Below are 14,238 nucleotides of genomic sequence, written 5' to 3' on the forward strand. Positions count from 1 at the left end.
CTGTCGCGGCTTAGTTACGCACTGGTTTGCCGGTCTGCATCATTCCCATGATCCGCTCTTGCGTCTTCGGGTTGTTCAGCAGTTCGATGAAGGCCTTGCGTTCCATGTCGAGCAGCCACTGCTCCGACACCACGCTGCCCTGGTCGACGTCGCCGCCGGTCACGATCTCGGCGATCATGTCGCCCAGCTTGTAGTCGTGGGCCGAGATGAAGCCGCCGTCGCGCATGTTGACCAGCTGGCCGCGGATCGTCGCCCAGCCGTAGCGGCCGGTCACGGTCACCGGACGCTGCGCTGGTGCGCGGTAGCCGGCGTCGAACATGGCGCGCGCGGTGACCTTCGCCACGTGCAGCAGTTCATAGGTGTTGAAGACGATGATGTCGTCTTCCTTCAGGTAGCCCATCGCCTTCGCTTCCAGCGCCGACTTCGACACCTGCGCGGTGGCCGCGTTGGTGAAACCGGTCTTCAGGAATTGCAGGATGTCGTTGCCCTTGGCTTCCGTGAAGGCGCGCACTGCAGCTTCCTTCAGGCCGCCGCCGGCCGGCACCAGGCCGACGCCGACTTCGACCAGGCCGATGTAGGACTCGATCGAGGCCACGCGCTTCGACGCGTGCAGCGCCATTTCGCAGCCGCCGCCCAGCGCCAGGCCCGCTACTGCGGCGACGACCGGCACGTTCGAATACTTCATCTGCATGAAGGTGTCTTGCAGTTCCTTGACGATCGGATCCATCGCTTTCGCGCCGCCGGCCATGAAGGCAGGCAGGGCCGATTGCAGGTCGGCGCCGGCCGAGAAGGCGCCGCCTTCGGTGGCGTCGGTGTTCCAAATGACCAGGCCCTTGAAGTTCTTTTCCGCTTCCGCCAGGCCGCGCTTCAGGCCCTGGATGACGCCGTCGCCGATGACGTGCATCTTGGTCTTGAGCGAGATGATCAGGACATCGTCGCCGGTATGCCACAGGCGCACCGAGTCGTCTTCGAACACGGTGGTGCCGGCGGTCTTGGCATCAAGGACGCCTGCGCCCAGCACCGGTGCGCGGAAGGCCTGGCGTTCATACACGGCCAGGGTCGAACGCGGCACGTAGCTGTTCGAAGCGGCCGAGTACGAACCTTCGGCGGTGTGCACGCCCTTCTCGGCGACTTGTCCCTCGAAGACCCATGCTGGCAGCGGGGTGTTGGTCAGCGCCTTGCCGGCGTCGATGTCTTCCTTGACCCACTCGGCGATCTGCTTCCAGCCGGCCGCTTGCCAGGTCTCGAATGGGCCGACGCTCCAGCCGAAGCCCCAGCGCATGGCGAAGTCGATGTCGCGTGCGTTGTCGGCGATGGTGTCCAGGTGGACGGCGATGTAGTGGAAGGCGTCGCGGTAGATCGCCCACAGGAACTGCGCCTGCGGGTTGGTCGATTCGCGCAGGGCCTTGAACTTCTTGACCGGATCCTTTTCTTTCAGGATGCGGCCGACGATGTCGGCAGCCTTGGCGCCGCCGGCGACGTATTCGCCGGTGGCGAAGTCGAGGCGCTGGATGTCCTTGCCGACCTTCTTGTAGAAGCCGCCGCCGGCCTTCTGGCCCAGGGCACCCTTCTCGATCAGCTTGGCCAGGACCTCAGGCGTCTTGTACAGGCTGAAGAACGGGTCGTCCTGCAGGGTGTCCTGCATGGTCTTGATGACGTGGCCCATCGTGTCCAGGCCGACGACGTCGGCGGTACGGAAGGTGCCCGATTTCGCGCGGCCCAGCTTGGCGCCGGTCAGGTCGTCGACCACATCCACCGACAGGCCGAATTTTTCCGCTTCGTGGATGGTGGCCAGCATGCCGAAGATGCCGACGCGGTTGGCGATGAAGTTCGGCGTGTCTTTCGCGCGCACGACGCCCTTGCCCAGTACCGAGGTCAGGAAGGTCTCGAGCTGGTCGAGGATGTCAGGGTTGGTGCTGGTGGTCGGGATCAGTTCGACCAGGTGCATGTAGCGCGGCGGGTTGAAGAAGTGGACGCCGCAGAAGCGCGCCTTGAGTTCTTCGTTAAAGCCTTCGGCCAGCTTGTTGATCGACAGGCCCGAGGTGTTCGACGCGAAGATCGCGTTCGGGGCGATGTGCGGCGCGACCTTGGCGTACAGGTCGTGCTTCCAGTCCATGCGTTCGGCGATGGCTTCGATGATCAGGTCGCAGCCGGCCAGGACGTCGAGGTTGTCTTCGTAGTTGGCGACCTGGATCAGCGAGGCATCGTCCTTGTTGCCCAGCGGCGCAGGCGACAGCTTCTTCAAACCCTCGATGGCCTTCAGGACGATGCCGTTTTTATTGCCTTCCTTTGCAGGCAGGTCGAACAGCACGACAGGCACCTTGGCGTTGACGCAGTGCGCGGCGATCTGCGCGCCCATCACGCCCGCGCCCAGGACGGCGACTTTCTTGACGGTAAAATTGGTCATGGTTGTTATCCCTAGAAGTTCTTAGAACAGGTCGGCGTCGATCGCCAGCAGGTTACTCGCGCCCGAACGTGCCTGGCGGATCAGCATCGCGGTTTCCGGGTACAGGCGGGCGAAGTAGAAACGCGCGGTGTGCAGCTTCGCTTCGTAGAACTTGTCGCCCGAGTCTTTCTTGGCCAGCGCGATCTTCGCCATCTGGGCGAAGAAATAGCTGAACACCATGTGGCCGACGATACGCAGGTAAGGCACGGCAGCGGCGCCGACTTCGTCCTGGTTCGTAAAGGCCTTCATGCCGATTTCCATGGTCAGCTTGCCGACTTTTTCGCCCAGCTCGCCCAGCGGGGTCACGAATTCCGACATCGACTCGTCCAGGCCGTTCTCTTCGACGAAGGCCTTGACCTTCTCGCCGAAGGCGCGCAGCTTGGCGCCGTTGTCCATCAGGATCTTGCGGCCCAACAGGTCGAGCGACTGCACGGTGTTGGTGCCTTCGTAGATCATGTTGATGCGCGCGTCGCGCACGTACTGCTCCATGCCCCACTCGGCGATGTAGCCGTGGCCGCCGTAGACCTGCATCGCTTCCGAGGTGGCGATCCAGCCGTTGTCGGTGATGAAGGCCTTGACGATCGGGGTCAGCAGCGCGACTTCGCCGGCGGCTTCCTTGCGCACTTCTTCGTCAGGGTGATTCAGTTCGCGGTCGATCTGCAGCGCGACATACGAGGTCAGCGCACGGGCGCCTTCGGCGTAGGCCTTTGCAGTCAACAACATGCGGCGCACATCCGGGTGCACGATGATCGGGTCGGCTGGCTTGTCCGGTGCTTTCGGGCCCGACAGCGAACGCATCTGGATGCGGTCTTTCGCGTAGACCAGCGCGTTCTGGTAGGCCACTTCGGTCAGGCCGAGCGACTGCATGCCGACGCCGAGGCGGGCGGCGTTCATGAACACGAACATCGCGTTCAGGCCTTTATGCGGCTGGCCGATCAGGGTGCCGACGGCGCCGTCCAGGTTCATCTGGCAGGTCGAGTTGCCGTGGATGCCCATCTTTTCTTCGATGGCGCCGCAGAAGATCGGGTTGCGCGCGCCGACCGAACCGTCCGCGTTCGGCAGGAATTTAGGAACCAGGAACAGCGAGATGCCCTTCGAGCCTTCCGGTGCGTCCGGCAGGCGTGCCAGCACCAGGTGGACGATGTTTTCCGACACGTCGTGTTCGCCGGCCGAGATGAAGATCTTCGAACCGGTAATCTTGTAGGTGCCGTCGGCTTGCGGTTCGGCCTTCGAGCGCAGCAGGCCCAGGTCGGTGCCGCAATGCGCTTCGGTCAGGCACATGGTGCCGGTCCACTCGCCCGAGACCAGCTTCGGCAGGTAGAGCTTCTTCTGTTCGTCGCTGCCGTGTTCCTTCAGGCACTCGTAGGCCCCATGCGACAGGCCCGGGTACATGGTCCAGGCCTGGTTGGCCGAGTTCAGCATTTCGTAGAACGAATTGTTCAGCGTGATAGGCAGGCCCTGGCCGCCGTATTCCGGATCGCAGCCCAGCGCCGCCCAGCCGCCTTCGACGTACTGCTTGTAGGCTTCCTTAAAGCCCTTCGGCGTGGTCACGGACTTGGTGGCCGCGTCGTAATGGCAGCCTTCGCGGTCGCCCGAGTGGTTCAGCGGGAACAGTACTTCCTGCGTGAATTTCGCACCTTCTTCCAGCACCTGGTTGATGATGTCGGCGTCGATTTCCTGGTAAGCAGGCAGGTTCTTGAACTCTTCGGTGACGTTGAGGAATTCGTGCAGCACAAACTGCATATCCCGGATTGGCGCGACGTACTGACCCATGGTTTTCTCCTGATGAAGGTGAGATTTAATTTTGAGACTGAAGAGCGGACGTGGATGCCGGCTCTTTACTGTTGATTGCTTTGAACGGGATTGCGGTAATTCTCGATCAGCCGCGCGAAGCCGCGGTTGGCGCGGTCGAGCGCGCCAGGAACGCGCAGGAAGCGCGCGTCGTGGTGCAGGGCCAGGATCAGCCCGTACATCTCGTAGACCAGCTGCTGCGGGTCGGTGCCCTCCTTCAGGGCGCCGCAGTCGATGCTCTGCTGCACGGCGCGCAGCAGCGCCCCTTGCCAGGCACGCACCATCGACACCAGCGATTCGCGGATCGGGCCTGGCCGGTCATCGTACTCCACCGCGCCGCTGATATAGATGCAGCCCGATGCGATTTCGACCGATACCCGCTTGACCCAGCGCGCGAACATCGACTCCAGGCGCGGCAGGCCGCGTGGCTCTTTGACGCTGGGGAAAAACACTTCCTGCTCGAAACGATGGTGGTACAGCTTGAGCACTTCCATCTGCAGATCTTCGCGCGAGCCGAAGTGGGCGAACACACCCGATTTGCTCATGTTCATGCGATCCGCCAGCAAGCCGATGGTCAGGCCTTCGAGGCCGTTACGGCTGGCGAGTTCGAGCGCGACGTCGAGAATCGCCGCCCGCGTCTGCTCGCCCTTGCGCATGAATTTTGCTGAAGTGTTGATACGTTTCCCCTGCGTGAATCGAAAAATCCGAACGAGCGTACTATTATCTATCGGCCGGTGAATGTCAAACGGGAACTTAGAGGTGCGATTCTAGTAGGGTGGGCACTCCGTGCCCACGTGAACGCTCGCGCGGTGTTGGCTTGTTCCTGGCGCCGCCGATGACGCCACCTTCCGCGTGGGCACTGAGTGCCCACCCTACGGAATCGACGCCATATTGAATGTCCGTATTACCCGCCCGCTCGCGATATCGCCCGCCGATCCCGCTTGGTCGGCCGTCCCTTGATATCCAGGCTCGGCTCCGGAAACAGCCGGCGCGCCGTCTTGTCGTTCTCGCGCTTGGCGATGCTCTCGTCGGTTTCGAAGTAGAGCTCGCGGGCCACCGGCGCCGGGCCGCGCTTGTCGGAGATGGCGGCGACGATCACTTCCCAGCGATCGGAACCGTTATCGATGACCATCTTCTCGTTTACCTTCACGGCGCGCGCCGGTTTCACCGGTTCGCCCGCGACGCGCACCCGCCCGCGTTCCACCGCGTCGGCCGCCAGCGAGCGCGTCTTGAAAAAGCGCGCCGCCCACAGCCACTTGTCGATGCGTACACTCCCGTTTTCCATGTCCTGCCCTTCCTATGCGTAACCGATCGCAAAAATGCGCATCGTGAGTTTATAGAGAAGGTAAGCCATTTCATAGCGCACGCGGCGCACCCAACCGATGCCCTCGAAATCCTCGGCATGCACGATCTCGCCGTCGGCGATGCCGCGCTCGATGTGGGCGCGCACGGCGCGGGCAAAGGCGGCATTCTTGACGACGATGTTCGCTTCCTGGTTCAGGAACAGCGACAGGCCGTCGCAATTGCTCGAGCCCACGGTCGACCAGTCGTCGTCGACGACGGCGATCTTCGCGTGCAGCTGGGTCTTGCGGTATTCCACGACCTGGATGCCGGCCGCCAGCAGCTTCGGATAGAAGGAACGGGCCACCGCGTCCTGCATGCGGAACTCGCCGACGCCGATCAGCAAGGTGACGGCGACGCCGCGGCTTGCCGCCCGCGCTAGTGCCTCACGGAACTTGCGTCCCGGCGCGAAATACGGATTGGCCAGCAGCACGCTTTTTCGCGCCTGGCCGATCGCCTGCAGATACGCGCGCTGGATCGTGCGGCGGTTGCGCAGGTTGTCGCGCACGACGAAGGCGGCGCGCATCGGGCGGGCGCCTTCGGTCGGCGGCGGGCGGCGCGTTTCGCGGTACAGGCCGATACGACTGAACAGATCGAGGCGGCCGGCGCGCATCCATTGGGCCTGGGCCTCGAAGTGGATTTGCGCCACCAGCGGGCCGCGCACCTGCACCGCGAAATCCCAGCGCGGCGCCGGCAGCGGCAGATAGGGCTCGTAGTCATGGCGCATGTCGTCGTTGATGTTGATGCCGCCGACAAAGGCGGTTTCGTTGTCGACGACCGTGATCTTGCGGTGGGTGCGGGCGATCCCGCGCTTGAACCAGGGATTGAACACGCGGTAATGCACGCCGGCGGCGGCGAAGGCCTCGGCGCGGCGGCAGCAGGTGCGGTGGCCGGTGCCGAACCAGTCGACCAGCACCCGCACCTTCACGCCGCGTTCGGCCGCGCGGATCAGTGCCGCCTCGATGCCGCGCGCGACCTCGTCCTCGGCAAAGATATAGGTTTCGAACAGGATGTCGTGGCGGGCGGCGTCGATGGCGGCAATCATCGCCGGGAACAGCTGGAGCCCGGTTTCCAGCAGGGTGATGTCGTTGTTCGCTACATACGTAACGCTGCGCATTGCGTCAGGCCAGCTGCAATTCGGCGACGATAGGCGCGTGGTCGGACAGCTTGGCCCAGATCGGGCCGGCCATCACCTGGGCATTGTCGATCTTGAAACCGCGGACATAAATGCGGTCGAGGCGGAACCAGGGCAGCGCCGCCGGGAAGGTGCGCGCCGGCGCCAGGCGCGGCTGGCGGCCGGCCCAGCTGCGCACCATGTCGCCCAGGGGCGAGCGCGGGCCCAGGCCGTCGAACACCTCGGTCACGCCGAGGGCGTTGCGCAGGCGGTCGCTGAGGGTATTGCGCCAGTCGTTGAAATCGCCGGCAATGATCACCGGCTCGCCATGCCCCGCCGATTTATTTACCGCTTCGATCAGCTGCTCGGTCTGGCGCCCGCGCCCGCCTTCAAACAGGCCCAGGTGCACGACATAGCAGTGGATCTTGCCGGCCGGCGTTTCCAGCACACAGTGCAGGATGCCGCGCTGCTCGTAGGCGTGGTCCGAGACGTCGTGGTTATGGCTGTTCTCGATCGGGAAACAGCTGAGCAAGGCATTGCCGTGGTGGCCGTGGTCGTAGACCGCGTTCATGCCGTAAGCGGAATGGTGGGATTCGCCGGCGAAGTATTCGTATTGCGCCGTTTCCGGCCAGACACGGTGTTCGCGCTTGTGCTGCCCGAAACGCGCGTGATGGCGATCATGCCGCCCCTGCACTTCCTGCAGGAAGACGATATCGGCGTGAAACTCGGCAATCGCCTTCTTGAGCGCCAGCACCCGTGGGGTACTGCGCAACGAGGTGACACCCTTGTGGATATTGTAGGTTGCGACACGAATCTTCATGGGAATATTCTAACCCCATCAGTCCGTGTGCATTTTTATAAGCTTTCTCAATCGTGCGGCACGGGGCGCGGCCTCTGGGAGCCGCTACCCCGGCACACGGCTCACTCGAACGCAGGCGCTGCTTCCCAATGTTGGCGTAGCGCGGCATTGCGGGGCGACGCCAGGTTCTCAGCCTCGGACAAGGGAACGGAAACCAGGCGCGGGCCGGACAGGCGCAGGCCGCAGAGCAGGTCGATATAAAAACAATCGTCATCCACGCTCACTGCTTTCACTTTTTCCTCGTGCTTCGGTTCGAATTGTTTCATGCGTTTTCTCCCAGAATCCGTTGATGGACGGTGTTGCACTTTAAAAACTCGCTTGACGCGAATTCCTGACGATAGGTGACTGGTTTCCGATTGTCAAACGCAGATTCTATTGTGCGCTAGCTAACATAGCAAATTTCCTATGGTCATTTTTCCTAAAGGAACTATATTTAAGTTTCCGGAATGAAAGTTTCCATAGATAATTTGTTCAGCCTGTCCGGGTATTTGTATCAATTTGTATGCACGTTGGCCGAGGTTTCCCGACAGTCCGACGAACTTTCGTTAAGTCATTAACGACTGTTGGTCGCGAAACTGCTTATTTAATGATTGAGGGAAATCATTTGTACGTCTTCATGCAAGCGGTTTGTAGGACAAGAAGAAAGATAACGTTGTATTTGCGCCTACAAACAAAATTCTCTTGACTTATCAATTTCCTACTTTTTTAACGAGATAGTGCAATCTCGCTCCGTTTTGCTCCCTCCAATACAAAAACGCCGCACCAGTCTCCTGATACGGCGTCATGCAAGTTTCCGGGACAATTGCTGGGCAACTGCGTCTATATTTCCTCAATTCAGCTGTTACGCATCTGCGCCTGGGTCACGTTACTGCCCGGCTCGACACTCGTCGTCAGCCACACGTTGCCGCCAATGGTGGATCCGGCGCCCACCGTGATGCGGCCGAGGATGGTGGCGCCGGCATAGATGACGACGTCGTCCTCGACGATCGGATGGCGCGGCGCGCCTTTTACCAGGGCGCCGCTGTTGTCCGTCGGGAAGCGGCGCGCGCCCAGCGTCACGGCCTGGTACAGGCGCACGTGCTTGCCGATGATCGCCGTCTCGCCGATCACGACACCGGTGCCGTGGTCGATGAAGAAGCTGGCGCCGATCTGCGCGGCCGGATGGATGTCGATGCCGGTGAGCGTGTGGGCGATGTCGGCCGCCAGGCGCGCCAGGAAGGGCGCGCCGAGGCGGTGCAGGCAGTGCGCCAGGCGGTGATACAGCACGGCAATCGTGCCCGGGTAGCAGAGCATGATTTCGGCCACGGAGCTGGCGGCCGGATCGCCGGCCAGCGCCGCCTGCACGTCCGACACCAGCAGCCCGCGGATCTCGGGCAGGCTGGCGGCGAACTCGCGCGTGATGGCGCGCGCCCGGTCGGCCAGCTCGGCCTCGGTGATGTTCTCCAGTTCCGCATTGAAGCGCAGCGCGCGCCTTACCTGCTCGACCAGGCGATCGAGCGCGACGTTCAAGGTGTCGCCGACAAAATAATCGATGCTCTCGTCGTTCAGATCGGGCCGGCCGTAATGGGTCGGAAACAGCGCCGCGCTGATGCCTTCGATCACCTGGCGCAGCACCGTGCGCGAAGGCAGTTCGCGCACGCGTCCCTGGTGGCGGATGTTGTGGGTCGATTCGCGCGAGGTGCGCAGCGCATCGATGATGGGGCCGAGGTGCCAATGGCTGGAGCCGGCCTGCTCCGTGGTATCGTTGTCCATTTGATCAGCCTAACCGAAGCGGGGATGAAAATGAACGATTTACATCACACTTCTTTATGCCGAAACAATGTGTTTATTCTCTCTTGAATGTAGGCAATTTTCTTAAACCAACTTCTCGACATAACACATGAATCCAGATCCCATCCTGCTGGGCTTCCTGCTTCTGCTCGCCGGCCTTCCGCTCGGGAACGCCGCGCAAGCTGCAAGCCTGAGTTTTTCCCACTACGACTGGGAAATCGCCTGCGATAACACCCGCACCTGCCGTGCGGCCGGCTACCACAGCGAAAGCGGGGAGCGCCTTGAAGAGGATGGCGAGAGCGAGCAGTTGCCGGTGTCGGTGCTGCTGACACGCAAGGCCGGGCCGCGCGAACCGGTACAGGCGGAATTCCAGATCGGTAATCCGGGCGAAGGCGAAACCTTCGACGGCTGGCCGGCGACCATGACGCTGACCTTGAGAATCGATGGCAAGCCGGTCGACAAGACCGTCATCCGCCAGGGAAAGTGGACAACGCGTCTCGGATCGCAGCCGACGGCACTGCTGCTCGCCGCACTCCTGAAGCAAAGCAGCATCGCCTGGTCGGACGGCAAGCGCACCTGGCGCCTGTCCGACAAGGGCGCGGCGGCAGTGCTGCTCAAGATGGACGAGTTCCAGGGCCGCCTCGGCACGCCGGGCGCACTGACGCGCAAGGGGAAGGAGGACGAGAACAGCGTCCTGCCGCCATTGCCGGCGCCCGTCGTCCAGGCAGCCCCCGTGCCGGCCGACGACCGCGTCCAGCTGCCCCGCGCCACGCTGAACAGCTTGCGCAGCGCCCTCCGCGCCTCCACCAAAGACTGCGAGAAACCCGAGCCGGGCGAATCCCAGCCGGAACTGCACGTGCGGCGCCTCTCGGCCACGAAGCTGCTCGCTTCCATGCCTTGCTGGGCCGGCGCCTACAACACCGGCGAGGCCTACTGGGTCGTCAATGCGAAGCCGCCCTATGCGCCCGAACTCCTGACCCTGGATGCGACCGACTACTCCGCCGGAAAACTGGATGCGTCCCAAAAGGGGCGCGGCATCGGCGATTGCTGGTCGTTCGACGAACGGGTCTGGACGGGACAGCGCTTCGTGCAGACGTCCCAGGGAACCACAGGCAAGTGCATGAACATCGCGGCAGGCGGCGCCTGGTCGCTGCCGCTCTTGGTGACGACCGTGCGTCCCGCGCCCGGAACCCGGCCATGAACACGCCCGTCTTCAACTCAACCGCCAAGGCCCCATGCCCGACCACCTGATCACCGACCTCCCCTCGCTCGAAGCCCTGTTCGGCCCCGTGGCCGCGCCTTCCATCGCCAAGGAAACCGACCACCTGCACCCGCTGTATGCGCGCTGGATCGAACAGTCCCGGTTCGCCGTGCTGGCCACCAGCGGAGCGCACGGACTGGACGTCTCGCCCCGTGGCGACGCCGGCCCCCTGGTGCGGATCGTGGACGAACACACCCTGCTGCTGCCCGAGCGGCGCGGCAACAACCGCATCGACAGCCTGCGCAACCTGATCGGCGATCCACGTGTCAGCCTGATCTTCCTGATTCCCGGCGTGGGCGAAACGCTGCGCGTACGCGGCCGCGCGCAGATCAGCGTCGACCCCGCGCTGCTGGACTCCTTTGCCGTCGACGGGAAGCGGCCGATCTGCGTCCTGCGCATCGCGGTCGACAAGGTCTTTTTCCAGTGCGCGCGCGCGATCCTGCGCTCGCGCCTCTGGCGGCGCGAGGAGCACGATACTGCGCAGGCGCCGTCGCCCGGAACGATGCTGGCCGCGCTGACGGCAGGCGGCATCGATGGCCACAGTTACGACAGCGCGCTGCCGCAGCGCCAGCGCGAATCGCTGTACTAAGAATCGCTGTACTAAGAGTCGCTGTAGTAAGGCTGCGGCCCCACGTGCCGCGGCAGCTGCAGCACCGCCTCCGCATTCGACGACGAAAAGCAGCGATCCGCCGCTTCCAGCAGGGGCAGCCAGGCGTACCGCAGGTGCTCGCGCGGGCTCAATGTGATCGGGATATCGCGTGGCACGCACACCGAGAACACGTGCTCGGTGTTGTGGGTGACGCCGGGCGCGTAGCGGTGGCGCCAGGTCGGATAGATCTCGTAGATGTTCGAGAGATTCCAGTCGTGCAGGCGGATGCGCTCGCCGTCGGCGACGATGCCCGTTTCCTCGAACAGTTCGCGCGCCGCCGTTTCCAGCAAAGGCTCGTCGGGCGCATCGAGCGAACCCGTGACGGACTGCCAGAAGCCGGGCCGGTCGGCGCGCTCGATCAGCAGCACTTCCATCTCACGCGTGTGAATGACGACGAGGACCGATTCGGGAATCTTGTGCACGCTGGGCTTCTCCGTGGAACCAATAAAAAAGGCCGCGGCATCGATACGCCGCGGCCCCTATTCTACCCAGCCCAAAGGCTGAGCGGGATTAACCCACCTTTGGTTCGTTGCGCAGGCGGATATGCAGTTCCTTCAACTGCTTCTCGTCGACTTCCGACGGTGCGTTGGTCAGCAAATCTTGAGCGCGCTGCGTCTTCGGGAAGGCAATCACGTCGCGGATCGATTCCGAACCCGTCATCAAGGTCACCAGGCGATCCAGGCCGAAGGCCAGGCCACCGTGCGGCGGCGCGCCGTACTGCAGGGCGTCGAGCAGGAAGCCGAACTTCAGTTGCGCTTCTTCGGCATCGATCTTCAGCGCGCGGAACACCTTGCTCTGGACTTCTTCGCGGTGGATACGGATCGAGCCGCCGCCCATTTCCCAGCCGTTGAGCACCATGTCGTAGGCCTTGGCGATGCAGGCGCCTGGATTCGTTTCCAGCATGTCTTCGTGGCCGTCTTTCGGGGCCGTGAACGGGTGGTGGGTCGCCGTCCAGCGGTTCGATTCTTCATCGTGCTCGAACATCGGGAAGTCGATCACCCACAGCGGGCTCCAGGTGTCTTCGAACAAGCCGGCCTTCTTGCCGAATTCCGAATGGCCGATCTTCACGCGCAGGGCGCCGATGGCGTCGTTGACGACCTTCGCCTTGTCGGCGCCGAAGAAGATCAGGTCGCCGTCTTCGGCGCCCGTCAGTTCCAGGATCTGGGCCAGGACCTCGTCCGAGATGTTCTTGACGATCGGCGACTGCAGGCCTTCGCGGCCCTTGGCCTTCTCGTTGACCTTGATGTAGGCCAGGCCCTTGGCGCCGTAGATGGCGACGAACTGGGTGTAGGCGTCGATTTCCGAACGCGGCATCGAACCGCCCTGCGGCACGCGCAGGCCGACCACGCGGCCGCCGGTCATGTTGGCGGCGCTGTTGAAGACCTTGAACTCGACCGACTTCATCAGCTCGGTCAGTTCGGTGAACTGCAGCTTGACGCGCATGTCCGGCTTGTCCGAACCGTAGGAACCCATGGCGGTGGCAAAATCCATCACCGGGAACGGGTTCGGCAGGTCGATGCCGGCGGCGTTCTTGAACACGACGCGCATCATGTCTTCGAACAGGTCGCGGATTTCCTGTTCGGTCAGGAACGAGGTTTCGCAGTCGATCTGGGTGAACTCAGGCTGGCGGTCGGCGCGCAGGTCTTCGTCGCGGAAGCACTTGGTGATCTGGTAGTAGCGGTCGAAGTTGGCGACCATCAGCAGCTGCTTGAACAGCTGCGGCGACTGCGGCAGCGCGAAGAAGTTGCCCGGGTTGACGCGCGACGGCACCAGGTAGTCGCGTGCGCCTTCCGGGGTCGACTTGGTCAGCATCGGGGTTTCGATGTCGATGAAGCCCAGGTTGTCGAGGTACTTACGGACTTCCATCGAGACCTTGTAGCGCAGGCGCAGGTTGCGCTGCATCTGGCCGCGGCGCAGGTCGAGCACGCGGTGGGTCAGGCGGGTGGTTTCCGACAGGTTGTCGTCGTCCAGCTGGAAAGGCACCGGCACCGAGGCGTTCAGCACTTCGACCGACGTGGCATTGATTTCGATCTTGCCCGACTTCAGGTTGGCGTTGGCCGTGCCTTCCAGGCGGTTGGTCACGGTGCCGGTGATGCGCAGGCAGTACTCGTTACGCACGTGCTCGGCGGCCTTGAACACGTCGGCGTTGTCCGGGTGGCAGACGACCTGCACCAGGCCTTCGCGGTCGCGCAGGTCGATGAAGATGACGCCGCCGTGGTCGCGGCGACGATGCACCCAGCCGCACAGGCTGACGGTTTGGCCCAGCAGTTCTTCGGTGACGAGGCCGCAATAGTTGGTACGCATGGAGGACATATTTTCTCTATTCCAGGTTGGTGTATCGGTGCCGCGTGCAGCGGCTTTGATTCTTGCTATTGTAGTCCGCTTGAACAGCGTTTATTCAGGTGCGACGACGCCCATCGAGACGATGTATTTCAGTGCCGCATCGACCGTCATGTCCAGCGCGACGACCTTGCTGCGTTCCATCATCAGGAAAAAGCCCGAGGTCGGGTTCGGCGTGGTCGGCACATAGACGCTGACGAAGTCGCCGACCAGGTGGTTCTTCACGTCGCCGCCGGGCACGCCGGTGAGAAACGCGATGGTGTAGGAATCCGCATGCGGGTAGGGAATCAGCACGGCCTGGCGGAAGGCATTGCCCGACGACGAGAACAGGGTGTCGGACACCTGCTTGACGCTGCCGTACAGCGAGCTGACGACCGGAATGCGCTTGAGCAGGCGTTCGCCGATGCGCACGACGTAATTGCCGACCAGGTTGTTTGTCAACAGGCCGGTGATGAACACGATGGCGATCGTCAGGATCGCGCCGATGCCGGGAATGTCGGTGCCGAACAGGGTGCGCGGCTGCCAGCGCTCGGGCACGAACAGCAGCGACTGGTCGAGCGTGCCGATGACCATGCTCAGCACCCAGGCGGTAATCGCCAGGGGCACGAGGATCAGCAAGCCAGTCAGGAAATATTTGCGCATCAAACTCTCATTGTTCTTATTGCTG

At 62.9% G+C, this 14,238-nt stretch carries 13 protein-coding genes; 2 read left to right on the top strand and 11 right to left on the bottom strand.

Annotation, left to right across the window (positions count from 1 at the left end):
- Positions 1-10 precede the first annotated feature (10 nt).
- From ASF77_RS22385 to epsC, 8 genes are all read right to left on the bottom strand, one after another.
- Positions 11-2,407: a 3-hydroxyacyl-CoA dehydrogenase/enoyl-CoA hydratase family protein gene (locus tag ASF77_RS22385; protein WP_056345071.1), complete on the bottom strand. Its 2,397-nt coding sequence runs from the start codon at positions 2,405-2,407 to the stop codon at positions 11-13.
- A 21-nt stretch (positions 2,408-2,428) separates the two neighbouring features.
- The gene (locus tag ASF77_RS22390; protein WP_056345073.1) at positions 2,429-4,219 is read right to left on the bottom strand and encodes an acyl-CoA dehydrogenase C-terminal domain-containing protein; all 1,791 of its coding nucleotides are present in this window, start codon (positions 4,217-4,219) and stop codon (positions 2,429-2,431) included.
- A 65-nt stretch (positions 4,220-4,284) separates the two neighbouring features.
- The gene (locus tag ASF77_RS22395) at positions 4,285-4,893 is read right to left on the bottom strand and encodes a TetR/AcrR family transcriptional regulator (protein ID WP_056345083.1); all 609 of its coding nucleotides are present in this window, start codon (positions 4,891-4,893) and stop codon (positions 4,285-4,287) included.
- 248 nt (positions 4,894-5,141) lie between these two features.
- Positions 5,142-5,522, bottom strand: a complete 381-nt coding sequence (locus tag ASF77_RS22400) for an RNA-binding S4 domain-containing protein (RefSeq protein WP_056345085.1) — start codon at positions 5,520-5,522, stop codon at positions 5,142-5,144.
- Between the two features lie 12 nt (positions 5,523-5,534).
- Entirely contained in the window at positions 5,535-6,695 is a 1,161-nt protein-coding gene (clsB, locus tag ASF77_RS22405; protein WP_056345088.1) for a cardiolipin synthase ClsB, read from the bottom strand.
- Between the two features lie 4 nt (positions 6,696-6,699).
- Complete coding sequence (locus ASF77_RS22410) at positions 6,700-7,512, bottom strand: endonuclease/exonuclease/phosphatase family protein (RefSeq protein ID WP_056345092.1); 813 nt, start codon at positions 7,510-7,512, stop codon at positions 6,700-6,702.
- 101 nt (positions 7,513-7,613) lie between these two features.
- Entirely contained in the window at positions 7,614-7,817 is a 204-nt protein-coding gene (locus tag ASF77_RS22415) for a hypothetical protein (RefSeq protein WP_056345095.1), read from the bottom strand.
- A gap of 568 nt (positions 7,818-8,385) precedes the next feature.
- Positions 8,386-9,303 (bottom strand): serine O-acetyltransferase EpsC, encoded by a 918-nt coding sequence (gene epsC, locus ASF77_RS22420; RefSeq protein WP_056345098.1) that lies wholly within the window; start codon positions 9,301-9,303, stop codon positions 8,386-8,388.
- Positions 9,304-9,430: 127 nt separating this feature from the next.
- Here epsC and ASF77_RS22425 point away from each other — a divergent pair, with 127 nt between their 5' ends.
- Positions 9,431-10,522: a DUF1176 domain-containing protein gene (locus ASF77_RS22425; RefSeq protein WP_056345101.1), complete on the top strand. Its 1,092-nt coding sequence runs from the start codon at positions 9,431-9,433 to the stop codon at positions 10,520-10,522.
- A gap of 34 nt (positions 10,523-10,556) precedes the next feature.
- Complete coding sequence (locus ASF77_RS22430) at positions 10,557-11,171, top strand: pyridoxamine 5'-phosphate oxidase family protein (protein WP_056345104.1); 615 nt, start codon at positions 10,557-10,559, stop codon at positions 11,169-11,171.
- Positions 11,172-11,182: 11 nt separating this feature from the next.
- Here the strand turns inward: ASF77_RS22430 and nudB are convergent, their stop codons facing one another.
- The 3 genes from nudB to ASF77_RS22445 form a co-directional block, all read right to left on the bottom strand.
- Positions 11,183-11,653, bottom strand: a complete 471-nt coding sequence (gene nudB, locus ASF77_RS22435; RefSeq protein ID WP_082494012.1) for a dihydroneopterin triphosphate diphosphatase — start codon at positions 11,651-11,653, stop codon at positions 11,183-11,185.
- An 88-nt stretch (positions 11,654-11,741) separates the two neighbouring features.
- Complete coding sequence (gene aspS, locus ASF77_RS22440; protein WP_200934227.1) at positions 11,742-13,535, bottom strand: aspartate--tRNA ligase; 1,794 nt, start codon at positions 13,533-13,535, stop codon at positions 11,742-11,744.
- Between the two features lie 90 nt (positions 13,536-13,625).
- Complete coding sequence (locus tag ASF77_RS22445) at positions 13,626-14,213, bottom strand: DUF502 domain-containing protein (protein ID WP_056345109.1); 588 nt, start codon at positions 14,211-14,213, stop codon at positions 13,626-13,628.
- Between the last annotated feature and the right edge of the window lie 25 nt (positions 14,214-14,238).

This window comes from Massilia sp. Leaf139 (genome assembly GCF_001424165.1).
In the GTDB taxonomy this organism is placed as follows: domain Bacteria; phylum Pseudomonadota; class Gammaproteobacteria; order Burkholderiales; family Burkholderiaceae_D; genus Telluria.